A 19,527-nucleotide genomic window follows, 5' to 3' on the forward strand; every position below is an offset into this window, starting at 1 on the left:
AAACGATTTATTGCGTCATTATAGGTCTAATTTGGTATTATAAATGCTTCAAGTTAGCTTTGTAATTATTGCTGCCGTGAGGCCTGAAGCTTTATCGACAACAGACGTAAAACTAAGTTTGTAGAAAGCGGCAAACTAGATATCGCAAATGAAAGAGGTGAGCAGAGGCAAATTCAGTATAAAAATTTGTCCCAATTTAAATTTACAAAGTCGTACACATAAACTGAATTATAAGACGTAGCTCAGCACAGGTTTTTTGATTGATTGAAATTAAAAATAACCAGATTAACTTTAATTACGGTAATTATTTTTGATAAAAAGCCTGTGAAAAAAGCCTGTGCCGAATTCGTTTCGGTAAAACGATTTATTGCGACATTATAGGTTTAATCCAGTATTAGTCTTCTGGGAGATATTCTAGTCTAAGGATATCGATATCCTCGATGAGTTGTTCTATTTCTTCAAGATTGGTGCCGTCATAAAAGCCTCGGATGCGTTTTTCTTTATCTACTAGCACAAAATTTTCGGTATGGACAAGGTCATATTTACCACCGTTACCTTCAGTTTTTGAAGCTAGATATTCTTTCCTAGCTAAGTTGTAAATTTGTTTTTTATCGCCAGTCACCAGATTCCATTTGCTGTCGATAACTCCTTTTTCCAGAGCATATTTTTTGAGCTGCGCAACATCATCAATTTCTGGTGTAACGGAGTGGGAAAGCAATAAAATATCTTTGTCATCTTCAAATTCATTTTGCAAAGTTTGCATGCTTTTGGCCATGTCTATGCAGATGCTCTGGCAGGTGGTGAAAAAGAAATCGGCCACATAAATTTTATCTTTATAGTCCTTTTGGGTAATGGTATCTCCATTTTGGTTCACCAGCTTAAAGTCTTTTACTTTGTGGTATTTACGAATGTACTGGACCGTCGTGTCCACAAGATCTGCAGTGACCATGCTAGGTTGGTATACTGGAAGTTTTGGAATAGGATCAAGTTGATTATAAATTAAGGTGATGATTATTCCGGAGAGAATGAACATCACTATAGCGAAAAACTTGTATTTGGCGAAAAACTTTAGCATGGCGATATAATTGCCACAAAATTACGCGTAAATACACGACTACAAAGTGTTAGAGTTACAATTAAATGTTAACTATACAGGGAAGCGATTCAAAAATTTTTTATGCCCCAATAAAAGATTACTTTTGCGACTGAAAAATTACAAATTAATGGATACATTTTTTATAAAAGCAATACAACTCTTATTGAGTTTATCTATACTTATAGTACTTCACGAACTTGGTCATTTTATACCCGCCAAGTTGTTTAAAACTCGAGTAGAGAAATTCTATCTCTTTTTTGATGTTAAATTTTCGCTCTTCAAAAAGAAAATAGGGGATACGGTGTATGGAATCGGTTGGTTGCCACTAGGAGGATATGTCAAGATTTCTGGGATGATCGACGAAAGCATGGATAAAGAACAAATGTCCAAACCGCCAGAGCCGTGGGAGTTTAGAAGTAAGCCTACATGGCAACGTCTTATTATTATGCTAGGTGGTGTAACGGTGAATATTGTCCTTGGCTTTCTTATTTATATGATGGTCTTATTCGTTTGGGGCGAAGATTACCTAGACCCAAAAGTATTTGATGATGGTCTGGAAAGTGCCGAGTTGATGAAAGACTATGGTTTTTTGGATGGCGATAAAATCTTGAATGTTGACGGGAAACCTCTGCAAAGTCAAATAGATATTAATAGACACCTTTTGTTGCGGGATGTGAATGATATTGAGGTGCAACATGCCAATGGAGCAATAGAGAGCCTCTCTATGCCAGAAGACATAGGGCAGCAGTTATTTCAATCTGGAAATTTTCAGCCTTTTTCTCCTGTTAGGAAACCCGTTATAGATAGTGTAATTCCCGATTCCCCAGCGGAAAGAGCAGGGTTGACCCAAGGGATATTGATAACAGCTGTAAATGGTGAAAAGGTAACTTACTGGCATGAGTTTAGAAAAAAAGTGAAAGCTACCGATGGCCAAGCCTTCGATCTTAGTTTCATTTCTGCCACTGGTGAAAACCAAGCTCTTAATAAAGAACTCAATGCAGAGGGTATAGGAACCGTAAATATTACCACTAACGAAGAAGGCGATATTGGTGTTTATACTTCTGCTTTTAGCCAAGAAAATATTCTGACTAAGACTTATAGTTTTGGTGAAAGTATACCCGCAGGATTCGACTTTGCCTACTGGACGCTCAACGATTATGTATCGCAATTTAAATATGTATTTACCAAAAAAGGCGCTACACAAGTTGGTGGTTTTGGAGCTATAGGAAGTCTGTTTCCAGACACATGGGATTGGCAGTCTTTTTGGACCACAACTGCTTTTATTTCCATTATTTTAGCCTTTATGAATATCCTGCCTATTCCAGCATTAGACGGAGGACATGTGGTTTTCTTACTTTATGAAATGGTCTCTGGGCGTAAGCCCAACGAAAAAGTGATGGAATATGCGCAGATAGCCGGTTTTTTCATCCTGATTGCCTTAGTTCTTTTTGCAAATGGAAATGATGTTTACCGCTGGATTACGGGAGACTAAAAAACTAATTCTTTTCCAGAAAAATATTTTGCAAGACTAAATATTGGTTTATATTTGCAATCGCAAAAGATGACAGTTCATTACATACGATAAATTCCTCCTTAGCTCAGTTGGTTAGAGCATCTGACTGTTAATCAGAGGGTCCAAAGTTCGAGTCTTTGAGGAGGAGCAAGTAAGCCTGATATGAAAATATCGGGTTTTTTTGTTTTTAAAGAATAGTGTTTCGATGATTTATAGTGTCTACATCCTGCATTCTCAAAAGCTTAATAGGTTTTATACTGGATTTACTTCAAACTTGGAAAAACGACTGGAGTTCCATCATAATGCTGAATCTCACAAGTTCACATTTAATACCAAATTAAACCGATAATGTAGCAATAAATCGTTTCTTTTTCGACTGCCTTTTATTAAAAATAATTACCATAACTAAGGCTATGCTAATTATTTTTAACTTCAATCAATCAAAAAACCTGTGCTGAGCTATGTCGTAGTATAATTCAATTTATTTATACGACATTATTAATTTAATTTGGTACGAGGCGAAGGATTGGGAAGTGTATTTAAAAATTGAATGCAAATCTAAGGGACAAGCCTTAGCTATTGAGAAACCCATCAAAAAGATGAAAAGTAAAGTATATATCCAGAATTTGAAAAAATATCCTGAGATGAAAATTCAATTGCTAGATAGATACAGTGAAAGTTCGCCCCGATAGGTATCGGGGTTGAGGAGGAGCAAGTAAGCCTGATATGAAAATATCGGGTTTTTTTGTTTTAAATTTTTTCCTTCCTTAAGTACTGGATTTACTGCTGTTCCACGAGATTTTAGCCAAAGTCAACTTTTTCCTTATAAAAATCAGGGTACCTATTTTAGATCTAAAAAGGTCGAGAAAAAGGTAACAAGGTTTTTAAAAAAGGTAACACATACTGAACTGTATATCAATTAATTAAAATTGATATGAAAACATTAATTCTATCTAAATCCTAAGTAAAATATCACATTTTCAAACTCAGAACATCACTTAAACAGATTCCGCATCGCGGCTATTGCCTTGCACGGAATGACAGTTATGAATTGGTGGCTGAGTGACCCGTTTTTTTTGTAGCGGGGTGTATTGAAGCCACGTTGAGGTAGATCTTTCGTCACTGCATTTCCCTCAAGATGACAAAGCCAGGTTGATTCTCCCGACACCTCGGGATTGGGCAATGCAAAAAAGTAATGAAAGCATTAATTCTTTCTGTAGCTTAAATAAAGAGTGAAACGTTAAGCTTAAATACACCACTTACACAGATTCCTCGTCGAAGCAAAACGGCTTCTCTGTCGGAATGACACTTATGAATTAGTGGCTGAGTGACCCGCTTTTTTTGTAGCGGGGTGTATCGAAGCCACGTTGAGGTAGATCTTTCGTCACTGCATTTCCCTCAAGATGACAAAGGCAGGTTGAATGTGATACCTCATAAAGCTTTCTTATGATCTCTAAGTGGTTTTGGGATCACTTCAGCATCTTCATTAACTTATAACTACTTCTCGATACGATTTTCTATCGAAAATCACTCGAAGTGACAGTCTTGAGGTAACAAGTTTCTCGATGTTTAGAAAACGGCCTACGAAAAGAGGTCGTAAAAATTAAAGTGAAGGTGTTGTAAAATTTTAGACTGTTTGAGACCGACTTTAGGAGGTTGAGTTTCTAAAATTTAGACATCAAGCGTAAATTTTAGACTGAAGTTCGTAAGCCTAGTCTTTTTTGTTTCTTTTTTGGGCGATGCAAAAAAGAAAGAGCAATTAAAATAGTAAAACTCAGAACATAACTTAAACAGATTCCGCATCGCGGCTATCGCCTTGCACGGAATTTGAAGCTTCTCGATGTTTAGAAAACGGCCTACGAAAAGAGGTCGTGAAAATTAAAGTGAAGGTGTCGTAAAATTTTAGACTATTTGAGGCTACCTGAAGGAGTCACTAGTCGTGAGAGGTGAGTCATGAGCTTTGTCATGCTGAATTGATTTCAGCATCTTTATTAATTAAGCTTAGACCCTGTAACAAGTTTAGGGTGACAAATATCTAGACTCTGTCAGTTTGAGTGAATTTTACTTTTGGAAAAGGTGAAATTTGTATAGAGAACTTTTTAGCTCATAACTTAAAACTACTTCTCGATGCGATTTTCTATCGAAAATCACTCGAAGTGACAGTCTCAAAGTGGCAAGCTTCTCGATGTTTAGAAAATGGCCTACTTTTTATGGAGATTAGAAAACAAAAAAGTGATGAAGAAAGGACAAAGGAGCAAAGCGCTAGTGAAACGGTTTGCTTTGCCTGAAGGAGTCACTAGTCGTGAGAGGTGAGTCATGAGCTTTGTCATGCTGAATTCATTTCAGCATCTTTATTAATTAAGCTTAGACCCTGAAACAAGTTCAGGGTGACAAATATCTAGACTCCTTAATTTGGCTGTTTTGGTTTTGTAAGGATTTCGATAATTAAACGACTAACTTTTGAAAACAATTCAATGAATAAAGGAGCAAGTAAACCTCAAGAAGATCCAAATATTATTAAATGGGCACTTAAATTTGCAGGTTCTGCAGGAATAGCCGGAATACTTTGTTGTGTTGCCCCGGCTGTTTTATTTATGTTTGGTTTAATGGGTGGCATTTACGCCATTTCCTTTGCTGATTTTTTTTATGCTGATGATGGTTCAATTGGTCTTGGTTCGTTGATATTAAGGGGCTTAGCTCTTGCTATTGGTTTATTTGGTGTTTATATGTTTAGAAAGAAACAAAACCAATGTTCAATCAATCCAAAACGTAAAAAGAAGAACCTGATTTTAATGACTACCATAACCCTTGTTCTTGGTGTTGGTATATTTCTATCCTTAGAAAAATTGTCATCTTGGTATTTTAACGAATATGTTGTCCCTGCGCAACAAGAAGAATTTAGAATGATGGATCAAAACAAAAAGTAAGCTCTAATTTATCTCGTTTTTTATGCTCTTTTAGATATAACTTTAGTATTATTTATTTCATAAGATGGGATTGGAATAGATAGTCTGTTTGTGAAAACAGAATTTAAAAAAATTCTTCGTATATAAATCACTGTATGTGCTAAGAAATAATAGTTCGTTAAGGTTTTTTAGAAGAGTATGATGAGAAAGATGAAGACACCTTTTATTATGATAAAACACCTAAAATGCAACAATAGATGAGTATGAATTATCTTATAAATTCGTAACGAATCAGTTTGGTTAAATCGATAGCTATTAGCGCTATATTTCACGCAAAGCACACAAAGAAAAAAATAAGTATTCAAATATATTTTGCGGTCTTTGCGAAAGCTTTGCGGACTTAGCGTGAAAACTTTTTATCTTGTTTAGTCCGCAAGGAGTCATAATATAATGGAGTTATAGTATAATTGACGCTTTACAATATCTGACTAGTCACAAAAAAGGAGATACCTTTCGATAACCCCTTTTTTTAATTTTTTACTGAATTAATTAAAATCTCATACCAATACCTACTCCAATAATTAGCGGATTGATATCTACATCTGCACCAACAGTCGCTCCTAAAGCAGTAGTTGCATCTACAGTTGCATCAGTTGATAATGTTAAATATTTAGCATCTACGTTTAAAAACCATTTTTCATTTAGGTCATAATCTAATCCTGCTTGAAAAGCAAATGCTACAGAATTATCATAACTTACATCATCTGCTGTAGGTCCCTCATCTGCACTATAAAATAGGGTATAGTTTAAACCAGCTCCTAAATAAGGTCTAAATCCATCTTCAGTTAAAAAATGATATTGTAATGTTAATGTTGGAGGTAATATCCAAACATCACCTAATTCAATATCTCCTGCTGCTGTAGATACTGCTTTTACATCGTGTTTAGCAGTTCCTAAAATTAATTCTGCAGACCAATTTTTGGTAAAGAAATACGTAAAATCTAATTCAGGAACAACAGCTGTAGAAATATCAATATCTCCACCAATAGTTTCAATTGTTGCACTTTCATTAGGTGCAATCGTTATTAGTCTAAGACGTACTTGCCATTTATTAAAATCATCCTTTTTTGTGTCTTCTTGTGCATTCACATTAAAAGCAAACGCTATTAAAAACAATCCTATTACTACTTTTTTCATTTGTATATAATTTAATATTTGTTGAACAAAAATACTTACGAATTAAAAAGTAAAACATGACTAAAGTCACTGATTCTAAAAAAAGTGAAATGTCTTTTTTAAATATTATTATCGTTACAAAAGAATAAATAAGAGTATACACAAGAGGACATCAAACCAATTTATGATTCCTTACCATTGACTGATTTTAACATTAAGTCGATAAATATCCAGTAGAATTAAAATAATAGGAATATGCTGAAAGTAAATCACATTAAAAAAACATCAATGACAGTGGTTTCAGCATCTTTTATTGATTAAGTAAAATGACTTCCAAATGAAACCTAAATAATTAGGGAACTTTTAGTATCTACAAGCTATCTAATTGCATTGTTTCGCCCTGTGGGTTGTATTGCTTCAACTTTTTGGAATATAAACGGCATCGATTTACAAAGTATGTTTATCTGTTCTTTCTGCCCTAATGCTTTAAGTGAAATTAGTGAAAAAAGTGAAGGCTTAAACAAACCCTTTTTTTTGATTGGCTTTCTTAAATCCAGTTGTGAGTACATCAGTTTCTTTTTGGATATGTTCCTTTTCAAAACTATCCAAATGGCTTTCAGTAACATGAACTGAACTATGTCCAAGTAATTCGCTAATCATTTCAATTTTAGCCCTTGACTGCTTTAAAACTGTTGCGAAACTGTGGCGTGCATAGTAGATTGTAACCCCCTTATTTATTTCTACTTCTTTAGCTATTTGCTTAGCGTATTTATTTATATTTTTAGTTAAGCCTTGGTAGGAAATTCTCATCTGAATTGCATTCATATTTTTGTTAATGTGTGGAAATATATAAGCATTATTATCCAAATTTGACTGCCCACATCGCTTTTCGGATTTTATGTACCGTTGCCTATATAGGTTCGTGAGGTTTTGGTACCAACCGTCGTTGAATCTCTTTGCTTAAAAAACCCTTTTTTGTTACAGTTATAAGGCAAATGGTCTAATACCAAATCATAAAATAAAGATTCGAACTTTCCAGTAGTGTTCGACTTTTCAATGTCTGTATAGCTCCACACGCTTTGCGCTGATAAGCCCATTTATTTCTTAGTCCCTAGTGCTGGGAATACCAGCATCTATAAAAAATAACTCCCTCTTTGTCGCTTTGTTCTTTATGTTATAATTTACATCTTTACTTGTCTGTAAAATATACTGCAAATGAAAAAATATTCACATATTAAACTCTAACACATATCAGGAATTAGTCCGTAACATTGGAGTGTTTACAGATATGCAATAATCTTTCTTATTTTTAAAAAAGTATGTAGTCTTTACTTTTAATTTGGCTGTTTTGGTTTTGTAAGGATTTCGATAATTAAACGACTAACTTTTGAAAACAATTCAATGAATAAAGGAGTAAGTAAACCTCAAGAAGATCCAAATATTATTAAATGGGCACTTAAATTTGCAGGTTCTGCAGGAATAGCCGGAATACTTTGTTGCGTTGCCCCGGCGGTTTTATTTATGTTTGGTTTAATGGGTGGCATTTACGCCATTTCCTTTGCTGATTTTTTTTATGCTGATGATGGTTCAATTGGTCTTGGTTCGTGGATATTAAGAGGCTTAGCTCTTGCTATTGGTTTATTTGGTGTTTATATGTTTAGAAAGAAACAAAACCAATGTTCAATCAATCCGAAACGTAAAAAGAAGAACCTGATCTTAATGACTATTATAACCCTTGTTCTCGGTGTTGGTATATTTCTATCCTTAGAAAAATTGTCGTCTTGGTATTTTAACGAATATGTTGTTCCTGCGCAACAAGAAGAATTTAGAATAATGGATCAAAATAAAAAGTAAGCTTCAATTTATCTCGTTTTTTATGCTCCTTGAATTCAACTCATAAATGTGTTCGTATGCTTTTCATTTATTATTAATTACTTCTGTTGCAGAATATTAAAAAATGCTAAAAGATAGTATTCATCATATATTTTAGTAAAATCCAGTTTAAGTTCATGAATTCTTAATTATTTTTTCTGTTTTTTTTAATTTCAGGTTTAGTGAAATTAAAAATGTATCCTCAGTGTTTTCTGTTTAATTACACTAAAAGTTTTGCGGATTTAAAGTTTACGATGTAGTTAAAAAACTACGGTGTGTTTCTACCTTTATATACTACCTATGTTGATTCTAAAAGGTTATGTAGGGTATGTCTTTTGAGACCATAAGTTTTTTGTATGTTTACTCAATAATGTAAATCGGTTTTTCAAAATTTAACTATTTTAATGAACTATTATTTTCAAATATATAAAAAATCATGCATCACGCTTCTAGCAGTGTTGGCAACTTTATGTATGTTTTCAAAAGATCATGAGTCCTTATTTATTCAAGAAGATTCTCAAATAACAGGATTAGATCGCATACATAGTTCGCCTTATTTAGCGTTTTCTCAAGGAATTATTTACGTAAAAGATAATGCTGTTTTTTATAGCAGTGAAAAAACAACTACTGCAAAAGTGGTTTATTTTTCAGGTATCAAAACACCCCCAAAAAAGAAAAAGCAACCAAATACAAGTAATCATTCTGAATTAAGTGCTAAAAAGCAATCCACTCAATTTATCTACACAATAGCTCCACAGGGCAAATTTCCTCTTCAAGGCGGAGTTTTTTCCAATTATAACTATTGCATAGCCACCGCAACAACAAATATTTTTAAAAAAAACAAACCAAGTTCTTTTACTACAAAGTACACTTATCCTACTAAAGGAGACTTGGTATATGCCGTTATTTGCAGTAAAGGGATATCACATACCTATCCATATGGTACTCCACACCATAAAATAGCTGTATTAAGAAGCTATTACTCACTACCACCACCCATAACATAAAACTAAAATAGCCTTGCCAAAGGCAGCAAAAAAGTTTCTCCTATTTAGACAAGCTTAGTGCAGCGTTTTAGGGGGGATACTAAGATGGGTTTCCTATAACTTTTACATTTACCAATTTCATTAAAATCAAATAAGATGAAAAAATTACTATTAAGCGTTATACTAATTGCAGCAAATTTTACACTAAGTGCCCAAGTAGGTATAAATACAACAGAGCCAAGAGCTACTTTAGACGTAGTAGGAGATGCAGCCACCTCATCCGTTTTAGATGGTATTTTAGCACCACGTCTTACAGAAGCCCAATTGAGAGCAAAAACCTACACTATCGCCCAAGACGGTGCTTTGGTATACGTAACAGCAGATGCAACACCAGTAGCAGGACAAACCGAAAACGTGACCACTAAGGGGTATTATTTTTTTGATGGTGATGCTTCTGTACTAAAATGGACTGGAATTGCAGAAAAAGCACCAACAGTAGTAACTGACAAAATAGTTTTTACCGCAGAGTATGCTGGCGCCGCTTTAGAGGCAGATGGTTCTGACAACCTAGGTTTTTTAACCAGTGATAATGCAGGTTCAGCATATAACTGGATGAATTATTACTCTTGGGAGAACACCCAAACAGATGGGGGTAAGAACGATTATGATATCATCTTGCGTTTTACACTTCCGGCTAATTTTGTGGGTTGGAAAACCGATGCAATTGATGTGGATTATGCTGCAACTTCAGGCGCAGATGTTCTAGCAAGTGTGTATGCAGAAGAAAATCCAACAGCTATAGCAACTTCATTAGCTCCATCAAGAGCTGATGAAAATGACTGGACCTCAACAACTATTGCATCAGATGCTGAATTATCAACTCTAGTAGCAGGAAGTACAGGAATCATTGTTTTAAAAATGACTGTAACAGATGCCGGTTCTGTAACTACGAGTATAGTACGTTTAGGAGATATTACTTTAAATTTTACAAGAAGTAACTAATTTAATACTATAACACTGGTTTTATAGTAGTGTTATGGTTTAAAACAGGATTACAATTGTATAAAAAAGTAAATCTTATAACCGAATTAAAGAAACAAATCATGATAAAAATAATAAAAATGATTCTATTTGTTCTAGGGGTAGGCAGCTTTGCTGCTACTGCTAGTACAGTAGAGACCGATAGTTTGTGTGAATCATGCACAAGTAGACCCCTTTTAAAAGAAGCTATGCCAATAGCAGATCAAAGCCTTTGTAATAAGCAAACTGTAAAAACTGACACCTATTACATAGACAAAGATGTAGTCCAGCCAGAAGTACTATCCAAAGCCATTAACAACCAAAACGAAGGAGTTTTCCATTTGTTTACCCACGGTAAACCAGGCCAACTCCTCATCAACGACAAATGGCTTAAGAAAGAAGCTATAGCGCAATTTATTAATTTAGAATTCAAAATTCAAAATTTAGAATTTCTGAATATATACGGCTGTAATTTTGCAAAAGGCGAAAAAGGTCTTGAAGCCTTGGCTTACCTAGAAAAGCAACTCGGTATTTCCGTAGCAGCTTCTACAAATGTAACTGGTAAGGATGGTGATTGGAATTTAGAGGTAGGAAATCAATTTTTTTCAGATCTTGCTGTACCAAACTATAAATACAACCTACAAAAAACAATTGCTAGCGATGATTTTAGCAGTGGGAACAGTTCAGGAGGATCGGGTTGGGTAAATAATTGGACTTTAACAGGTGAAAGTTCTTTCACAGGTGGTGAGCTTTTTATGGATGGAGGTTCGCCTTTGGACGTTGCAAGAAGACCAGTAAATTTAAGTACCGTATCATCAGCTCAATTATCACTATCTGGAAGATTTGAGGATAGTAATTCTGGTTTTAAATACATAAAATTATGAAAAGAATCTACAACTTAAGAATTAAACAAGCTTGTTTGTTTTTCTCTTTTTTAATAATACCCCTATTCGGAAGCGCACAAGTTGTTTTAGAGAGTACAACGAGTGCTTCGTCCACAAGTAGTTCCCTCACCTTTCAGCACAATAGAGGGGCTGCTGCAAACACACTAACTTTAGTATCTGTTCAATTAGGTAGACAAACCAGTATTTCCGGCAATGTTACGTATGCAGGAAATAATATGGCTCTAGTGGGATCTACTAGTATTTCAAGTGGAAGTGGTCGTCGTAATACGGTACTTATTTACAGGGCTTTTAATGTCCCAACAGGTAACCAAACCGTGTCTATTAATGCATCTGGAAATAATCGCATTGTAGCAGGTGCAACCTCTTTTTCTAATGTAAATCCAAACACACCCCTCAACGCGTATAGAGGTAATACTGGTGAATCAACTAGTGCCTCCATACCTAATATTGTTACTGGACCAGGTCAGATTGTCTTTAGTGCTATTTCGCATACCGCAAATAAAACCATAGGTTTAGGCAGTGGACAAACACAACGCTGGCAATTAAAATCAGGAACAAATGAAGATCGTGCAAAAGGTGTTGGGAGCACAAAATCTATTGCTTCTGGTGTTTCAACCTCTTTGTCTTATTCAAACCTTGATAGAGAAAGATGGGCTGCTGGAGCGGTCTCAGTTAGACCAAATCCTTGTCCAGTCTCTGGAACTGTAAATAGCACAAACATAAGTTGCGGGAATGCTACAGGGAGCATTACTATTAGTAATCCAACAGGCGCTGCAAATGGTAATTATCAATACAGATTAAATACAGGAGCGTGGCTTTCAACTTCAACTTTTACAAGCCTAGTGGCTGGTACATATAGCGTTGGTATTCGTGATGCAGATGATACCTCTTGCGATGTAACTATTGCAACTGTAACTATATCAAATACCAACAACGACAGAGATTGTGATGGTATTCCAGACAGTACAGATGTTGATGATGACAATGATGGTGTTTTAGATGTTGATGAAGGTCTTACTGGTTGTATTTCAGTTGATGATGCAATTACAAGTATAACAACTGATTTACCCTTCACAAATGATGGAGGCCTAGAGGCTACTACTTCAACTTTATTTGATGGTGATATAGACGGTCAACAATTATTTTACTTTGATAATAATCAGTCGTATCCAGGAAGTAACCAAGACATATTTGATATTGGCTTTGATCAACCAATAGCTTTAACAGAAATTATAGTTCAACTAGATAGAACAGGTTCATTTTTAGAAAGTGGTGTGCAATATAAAACTCAGGGTTTTGATGGCTCAATTTGGGTTGACCTTACTGGCACTATAACATCAGATGGAAATGCTAGCGGAAACCAAGAGGTTTTTAGCTTTTCTAGTAATACCATAGCTTACGCCAATTACCGTATTTTATGGACTGGAGGTGATCAAGTTGGTTGGGACCCTTGGATAGAAGAAATACTAGTAACTGCATTGCCTTGTTCGGGATTCAACAGCCCAGATACAGAGGGTGACAACATACCTAATCATCTAGATTTAGATAGTGACAACGATGGTATTCCAGATAATATAGAAGCACAGACATCGCTTGGATACATTGCACCAACAGGAAATGTTGGGGATAATGGCTTAGATAGTGCTTATGAAAATAATGATACCTCAACTGCAACAGGACTTACTCCTGAAAACACAGATAATACTGACCTTCCAGACTTTTTAGATTTAGACTCAGATAACGACGGTATTTTTGATGTTGAAGAATCGGTGTTTCCAGTATTAACTAATGATGGTAACGGTAAGGTTACAGGCGCTTTTGGTACTAATGGATTGTTGTCAAGTCTTGAAACAGTAGATGATTATTCTGATGTTAATGGTGCGTTTGATGATACGACACCAGCAAATGACTTTATAGATGTAGATAATGACGTAAATTCTGGTGGTGATGTAGATTATAGAGATATTGATATGGATAATGACGGCGTTTCAGACGATCAAGATGTAGATGCTGATAATGATGGGATTTTAGATAGCGTTGAGTGCAATACAAATTCTGAAATTATAATCGACGATAGTCTTATAGCCAATGGTGATTTTAATCAACCTAATGGAAATCCTTATGAAGGTGATGAAGATGCAACGAATGGTGCAGATACTAATTTTGCTCCCTCGCCCTGGGGAAGATTTGATACCCCAGACTTGAATACTGATTTGACTATCGCATTTCAGGGTAATGAAACGGCTAGAGCTTCTTTGCCCGGTTTTCAATCTTCTCCTTCAGGAGGGTCATTTATGGGTTTTAGAGATGATGAAGGTATTTTCGGGGATATTATTATAAATGATCCTGATGAAGAATTAACCGTTAGATTCCTTTATACCGAATATAGAAATCCTGGTACAACTGGAGGTAACCCGAGTGATGTTGATATTGTTTTTCGTTTTAATTCTACTTCTACAGTCACAGGACAACCAATTGGTACAGTCCCCAATTTAATTGACTCTGGAGGTACTCCTGGGACATGGGAAACACGTACTTTTACTTTGGTTCCTTCCGCTTTAGGGATTTCAACCGCTGGCACGTATAATATTTTTATTGGAAGTAATATAACTGATCTTAGAGAAATTTGGGCATTTGTAGATAACTTTGTAATTATAGAAACATCAAGTATACCTTGTCCAGATTCAGATGGAGATAGTATAGCAGATTATCTAGACCTCGATTCAGATAATGATGGTATTGCAGATATTATAGAGGCAGGAGGTTTAGATTCCAACACTGACGGTCGAGCAGACGATAATACAGATACAGACAGTGACGGTTGGGCAGACACCTTTGACCCAGATAATGGCGGCACCGCCCTTGCAGACACTAATAGCGACAGTGATTCCTACCCAGATAGAATAGACATAGATGCAGACAACGATGGTATTGTAGATGTCTTAGAAAGTCAATCTACCCTAGATTACTTTGCTCCAACAGGCACAGATGCAGATAATGACGGTATAGATGATGCTTTTGATACAGACGAAGGAGGTGCTTTTACGCAAACCTTAGCCGATACAGATAGTGATGGCGTCCCAGATATGTTTGATGATGACAGCGATGGTGATGGTGAAAGCGATACGATAGAAGCCTACGATACTAATAATGATGGTGTAGCAGATACGCTTCCTCTTGGAGCCGATGCAGACAAAGACGGTTTAGATGATGCCTTTGATTTGTTTAATTTACTCACTACTTCTACCGGTCTAAACCCAGCTAACGGCTCACAAACCGCAGGTAGTTTTCCAGATACAGATAATCCAGGTAGCGAATCTAACTGGAGGGAATTTCTTTTTAGAGACTATATGAGACATGGAAAATTCTTTAGAAATAACGTAGAACAGCCTATGGATTTTGGAAAGAGTTCAAATTAAGATTATTTCATTACTACTTGTTCCTAACGAGTAACATAAAAAGAATTTTAATAACCTTTACATATTAAAACACCCTTAACAGAGCTGTTAAGGGTGTTTTTTTGATGCTTTGTAAGCAACTCGGCTTTGTTATGTGGGACGAAGTTTCAGCATCCTAGGTCAACCACATAAATTGTCATCCTGAAACACTTCAACAAGCTCAGCGCAAAGCGTGGTCCAAGGAGACAAATCCACAAGTCATTATTCTGCTGAACTACGTTTCAGCATTTCTCGTATGCTAAAAAGTGTCCTGATAGCTGCCGACCAATTTAATTTTATGGTCCATTATCAAGTACATGTTAAACAAACCGATTCTGGTGTTACAAAAGAATTAGCAGATAGCTTAACCAGCAAGTTTTTAAATCAAATAGCATCTTTGAGCTTAGACAAAGGCACTTACAGCAAGGAAAACAAACAATATAGTGGACACTTTAATCCCTGTTGCAATTATGCCTAAAAAGGCTAAGCCAAACAAAGAAGAATAGGCAGCAGCAGCATTTAAAAAATTACGCAAGGCTCCTTGTGCTGTGGAATCAAATATTAATCAACTAGAATGGACTAGGGGAGATGTAGAGCCACCTCAATCTATTTTTATCTAACTATTCCTTTCAAATACAATGTATAGCCATAGGTTTCGGCGATGATTTTGAGGTGGGTCATAACTATTTTTTAATATAAAAAATAGTTATGCAATTCATAATATGTATAAATTAAAATATATGATAAATTGATTGCATCTTTACACTATAAATAAAAAAATTTATAGATGCGAAAAATCACGGTAGCAAAAGGAGACGGAATTGGTCCTGAAATAATGGATGCCACACTAGGAATTTTATTAGCCGCAGGTGCTAAAATTGAAATTGAAGAAATTGAAGTTGGTGAAAAAGTTTATTTAGCTGGCAATACAGCAGGTATTGCTTCTGAATCTTGGGAGACCATAAGACGAAACAAAATTTTTTTAAAAGCACCTATTACAACTCCACAAGGAGGCGGTTATAAAAGTTTAAACGTCACCACTAGGAAATTCCTTGGATTATATTCAAACGTGAGACCTTGCAAGAGTTTGCATCCATTTATAAAAACAAAGCATCCCATTATGGATCTTGTCATAATAAGGGAAAACGAAGAAGATTTGTATGCTGGCATAGAACATCAACAGACAGATGAGGTCGTGCAATGCTTGAAACTAATAAGCAGGCCTGGTTGCGGAAAAATTGTGAGATATGCATTTGAATATGCTAAACAACAAAACCGCAAAAAAGTAACCTGCTTTACCAAAGACAATATCATGAAGCAGACAGACGGTTTGTTTCATCGAGTATTCGATGAGATTGCTAAAGAGTATCCTGACATTGAAAACGAACATTGGATTATAGACATTGGAGCAGCAAAAATGGCAGATACACCAGAGGCTTTTGATGTGATCGTGATGCCAAATTTATATGGAGATGTTCTTAGCGATGTAGCCGCTCAAATAACTGGATCGGTAGGTTTGGCTGGGTCAGCAAACATTGGCGAAGAATGCTCTATGTTTGAAGCAATACATGGTTCGGCTCCTAGAAGAGCGGGACAAAATTTAGCCAATCCTTCAGGTTTGTTACAAGGCGCCATAATGATGCTAAATCACATCGGGGAAACAGAAGCGGCAGAAAAAATCCAGAATGCATGGCTAAAAACGCTTGAAGATGGGATTCATACCTATGATGTTTTTGAGGAAGGATCCAGCAAGCAAAAAGTGGGAACTAAAGAGTTTGCACAAGCTGTAATTGAAAATTTGGGACAGAAGCCTTCGATTTTAAAGCCTGTTTCATACTCTAATAATTTAGCTCTAAATCTGCCAAAATACAAAAAAAGACCTCCAGCCAAAAAGAAGCTGGTAGGTGTTGATATCTTTGTTCATTGGAATGGCGTAGATCCAGATGAAATCGGAGAAAATTTAAAAAAAATTGGCAAAAATGGAATCGAGCTTACTATGATTACCAATAGAGGTATTAAAGTGTGGCCTGATGGATTTAGTGAAACATTTTGTACGGATCATTGGAGGTGCAGATTTAAGCGTACTAATGGTTCAGAAATCACTAAACAAAATATCAATGAACTTTTAAAGTATGCAATTGATGAGAATATTGATACTATAAAAACTGAAAATCTATATGAGTTTGACGGCGTTCAAGCCTATTCAATGGGGCAAGGACAATAATAAATTAAAAAGTTTAAAAAAATGCAAACGCATCACATTAGATTGATCGATAGCTCTTATGACCTTGAAATTGCTCAGCAGCTTTTAGGTAGAATTTTTTTTCAAAAGATGGCTTTTATACAAGATCGAATCAATGAAACAGATCCAAATGACGATGATGAACTCAATCAATTGAAGTTAACACTAAGCGACCTGAATTCTGAATGCAGATCTCTTGACTTATTAATTGAAGAGCATGATGGAGAACATGTTGAGATGCAAATAGGCTGCACTATTGTGATGTCTATTAAGAAAATCGAAACAACATAAATTATCGAGTGCTTAGCTCTAAATAATTATTACAGGTTTTAGATTAAATACATCACCAATTATACCATAGAGAAAGCTTCCCTTCTCCATGGTATTTTTTTATGGTGTTCTCTGTTTGCACTTTTTCTTTCGTCTATTTTCTGAAAACTGTCATTTAGGCTTGTATAAATGTGATAGCCAAAACGAAAATGTTTAAAAATTTCATTTTCCTGATTTCATTTTGTTTAACTAAATATTGAACCGAAATGAGTGGCACAAATTGAACCGTTGTATCCAAAGTTTATTGAAGACTATATTCATTGGTATAATACAGAAAGGTTACATTCTAGTTTAGGATATCTCTCACCACTAGAAATGAAATAAAATTGAGAGGGAATATTAAAAAAGTAGCTTAATGAAATAGTCACAAATTTACTAGGTAGTCCAGACACACTTCACCTGAAGGCTTTGCACTTAGTAATTGGTTTATTTTTATTTTTTTATCGGCACTTGTACTACTAAACAAGTATTTTTTTAAACTTCACCTAAGAATAGTTCAAAAAATATAGATTTAAGGTACTTGAAGTACTGGGAATTGAATAGTATTAAACAAATATATTTAGTCGAAGAAAGACAATTACTTAATGTCGAGACTTGACCTAAGTGGACTAAAAACTAAAGCATTTAAAAGGAGGACAATTGAATGGCTAAAGCCAATATTCTCAAAAGAAACCTCCAAAAAAGAAGGGGATGATTTTCAACTTATTCTAACTTTATTACCTTATATAACGCTAGATTTACATTATATATGTAAGGTTAAATTATTACTATGAATTGTCTTTTAACAGGTGGGACTGGTATTGTTGGTAGTCACATCGTATTTGAATGGATACATAAAGCACTTGTTGAGGAATCTGTAAATCATCTTTATGTCGTCATTAGAGATGGGAATAAATCGGCACAACAGCGTTTGATCGATATTTTACAAAGCCATACTCGTCCTTGTTTTTTAGACAACTTCACTCTAGAGGCGTGTCTGGAAAAAATAACGGTTCTTTCTCATGATCTGTCTACCATTACTAAAGAGTATTTAGAGCAGTATGTCTTTGATTCGGTGATACATTGTGCGGGTTCTACTAGTTTGCTGCTTACTAGTGAATCTAAAAATAAAGTACATGCGCAAAATTATTTGGTAACAAAGCAACTCATTGAGGAGTTGCCAGAGCGTGTAACTCGATTTCTTTATATAAGTACAGCCTATTCTTTTGGTATTCAGGATAAAAAAGTAAAAGATGCCATAGAACAGTATGAGGTTACTGATTTTAGAAACCCCTATGAGAAATCAAAATATGAGAGTGAACGTTTTGTAAAAGAAACCTGCAAGGCAAAGCATATAGCATTTCAGATTTTAAGGCCAAGTATAATTTGCGGCCGATTAATTGATGCACCATTTTTTGAAACACCAAAATTTGACGTTTTCTATTCTTGGGCTATCTTTTTAGATAAATACGCCAAGAAATCTACAGAGAATTTTAGAATTTGGATCGATAAAAAGAGCGGCTTAAATATAGTCCCTGTAGATTTTGTTTCTAAAGCTGTGTTATATGCTTATTTCAATCCTGATATAAAGGAGCTTAACATAGTAAATCCAAAGCAAATACTCCATAAAGATTATGTGGGCGATGTTTTGGAGTCTTTCGACATTAATGCTTATGAGTATATAGAGGAAATGCCTGAAAACCTCACTATTTTTGAACAGTTGTACTATAAAAGTATTGGGAGCCTTTTTGAGAAATATGTGTCTGTCCCAGATTTACAGTTTCAGCCCGATCAAATTTTAAAACTGATAGATCAATTAGAGTTGGATATTAACTTGGGTGTCCACGAGAACTTCATGAACTTGATCAATTTTTCAGTTGAAAAAAAATTTCGAAAAAGTTATTAAAAAAAGATCGCTTATATTTTAAACAGGTGGATTGTGGATATGCTGAATAGTCATACTAAGCTTTAACTTCTTTTTTTTCTTTAGCTATTATGCTATTAAATAATGCCTACTTAAATTTAAATTAGTAAGATAAATATTTCGTGTTGTTGCTATTTATAT

The 19,527-nt window shown here is 35.1% G+C and carries 16 protein-coding genes, 1 tRNA gene and 1 pseudogene; 14 read left to right on the forward strand and 4 right to left on the reverse strand.

Features of this window, described 5'->3' with window-relative positions; genetic code table 11:
• Window positions 1-394: 394 nt before the first annotated feature.
• Window positions 395-1,075: an SCO family protein gene (locus tag P700755_RS11375; protein WP_041758332.1), complete on the reverse strand. Its 681-nt coding sequence runs from the start codon at window positions 1,073-1,075 to the stop codon at window positions 395-397.
• Between the two features lie 148 nt (window positions 1,076-1,223).
• Between P700755_RS11375 and rseP the strand changes: the two genes are divergently transcribed.
• From rseP to P700755_RS11395, 4 genes are all read left to right on the forward strand, one after another.
• Entirely contained in the window at window positions 1,224-2,588 is a 1,365-nt protein-coding gene (gene rseP, locus P700755_RS11380) for an RIP metalloprotease RseP (protein WP_015024819.1), read from the forward strand.
• A 95-nt stretch (window positions 2,589-2,683) separates the two neighbouring features.
• A tRNA-Asn gene (locus tag P700755_RS11385) sits at window positions 2,684-2,757 on the forward strand.
• 57 nt (window positions 2,758-2,814) lie between these two features.
• Entirely contained in the window at window positions 2,815-2,958 is a 144-nt protein-coding gene (locus P700755_RS19360; protein ID WP_083858502.1) for a GIY-YIG nuclease family protein, read from the forward strand.
• A 2,125-nt stretch (window positions 2,959-5,083) separates the two neighbouring features.
• Window positions 5,084-5,536: a hypothetical protein gene (locus P700755_RS11395; RefSeq protein WP_015024820.1), complete on the forward strand. Its 453-nt coding sequence runs from the start codon at window positions 5,084-5,086 to the stop codon at window positions 5,534-5,536.
• Window positions 5,537-6,064: 528 nt separating this feature from the next.
• On the opposite strand, the gene P700755_RS11400 is transcribed toward P700755_RS11395, so the two are convergent.
• The 3 genes from P700755_RS11400 to P700755_RS11410 all read right to left on the reverse strand — a co-directional run bounded on the left by P700755_RS11400 (window position 6,065) and on the right by P700755_RS11410 (window position 7,788).
• Window positions 6,065-6,712, reverse strand: a complete 648-nt coding sequence (locus P700755_RS11400; RefSeq protein WP_015024821.1) for an OmpW/AlkL family protein — start codon at window positions 6,710-6,712, stop codon at window positions 6,065-6,067.
• 495 nt (window positions 6,713-7,207) lie between these two features.
• Window positions 7,208-7,558 (reverse strand): tyrosine-type recombinase/integrase, encoded by a 351-nt coding sequence (locus P700755_RS11405; protein WP_211206082.1) that lies wholly within the window; start codon window positions 7,556-7,558, stop codon window positions 7,208-7,210.
• 29 nt (window positions 7,559-7,587) lie between these two features.
• The gene (locus P700755_RS11410) at window positions 7,588-7,788 is read right to left on the reverse strand and encodes a hypothetical protein (protein WP_015024823.1); all 201 of its coding nucleotides are present in this window, start codon (window positions 7,786-7,788) and stop codon (window positions 7,588-7,590) included.
• A 304-nt stretch (window positions 7,789-8,092) separates the two neighbouring features.
• Between P700755_RS11410 and P700755_RS11415 the strand changes: the two genes are divergently transcribed.
• The 10 genes and pseudogenes from P700755_RS11415 to P700755_RS11460 all read left to right on the forward strand — a co-directional run bounded on the left by P700755_RS11415 (window position 8,093) and on the right by P700755_RS11460 (window position 19,368).
• Window positions 8,093-8,545: a hypothetical protein gene (locus tag P700755_RS11415; protein WP_015024824.1), complete on the forward strand. Its 453-nt coding sequence runs from the start codon at window positions 8,093-8,095 to the stop codon at window positions 8,543-8,545.
• 422 nt (window positions 8,546-8,967) lie between these two features.
• A complete protein-coding gene (locus tag P700755_RS11420; protein ID WP_015024825.1) occupies window positions 8,968-9,570 on the forward strand; it encodes a hypothetical protein in 603 nt (200 codons plus the stop codon).
• Window positions 9,571-9,705: 135 nt separating this feature from the next.
• Window positions 9,706-10,551, forward strand: coding sequence for a hypothetical protein (locus tag P700755_RS11425; RefSeq protein WP_015024826.1), 846 nt, complete (start codon window positions 9,706-9,708; stop codon window positions 10,549-10,551).
• A gap of 101 nt (window positions 10,552-10,652) precedes the next feature.
• Window positions 10,653-11,453 (forward strand): DUF4347 domain-containing protein, encoded by an 801-nt coding sequence (locus P700755_RS11430; RefSeq protein WP_157609289.1) that lies wholly within the window; start codon window positions 10,653-10,655, stop codon window positions 11,451-11,453.
• On the forward strand, window positions 11,450-14,893 hold the full coding sequence (locus tag P700755_RS11435) for a hypothetical protein (RefSeq protein ID WP_041758340.1): 3,444 nt from the start codon (window positions 11,450-11,452) through the stop codon (window positions 14,891-14,893). The genes P700755_RS11430 and P700755_RS11435 overlap by 4 nt, the downstream gene beginning before the upstream one ends.
• A gap of 274 nt (window positions 14,894-15,167) precedes the next feature.
• Window positions 15,168-15,389, forward strand: a complete 222-nt coding sequence (locus P700755_RS20275) for a hypothetical protein (protein WP_041758341.1) — start codon at window positions 15,168-15,170, stop codon at window positions 15,387-15,389.
• Window positions 15,390-15,698: 309 nt separating this feature from the next.
• Window positions 15,699-17,135, forward strand: coding sequence for an NADP-dependent isocitrate dehydrogenase (locus tag P700755_RS11445; RefSeq protein ID WP_015024829.1), 1,437 nt, complete (start codon window positions 15,699-15,701; stop codon window positions 17,133-17,135).
• A 21-nt stretch (window positions 17,136-17,156) separates the two neighbouring features.
• Complete coding sequence (locus P700755_RS11450) at window positions 17,157-17,444, forward strand: hypothetical protein (protein ID WP_015024830.1); 288 nt, start codon at window positions 17,157-17,159, stop codon at window positions 17,442-17,444.
• A 282-nt stretch (window positions 17,445-17,726) separates the two neighbouring features.
• Window positions 17,727-17,839, forward strand: a pseudogene (locus P700755_RS21320) (integrase core domain-containing protein); the annotation flags it as partial.
• 413 nt (window positions 17,840-18,252) lie between these two features.
• Window positions 18,253-19,368, forward strand: a complete 1,116-nt coding sequence (locus tag P700755_RS11460) for an SDR family oxidoreductase (protein ID WP_015024832.1) — start codon at window positions 18,253-18,255, stop codon at window positions 19,366-19,368.
• The last annotated feature ends 159 nt before the right edge of the window (window positions 19,369-19,527 follow it).

The organism is Psychroflexus torquis ATCC 700755 (assembly GCF_000153485.2).
GTDB classification, from domain to species: Bacteria; Bacteroidota; Bacteroidia; order Flavobacteriales; family Flavobacteriaceae; genus Psychroflexus; species Psychroflexus torquis.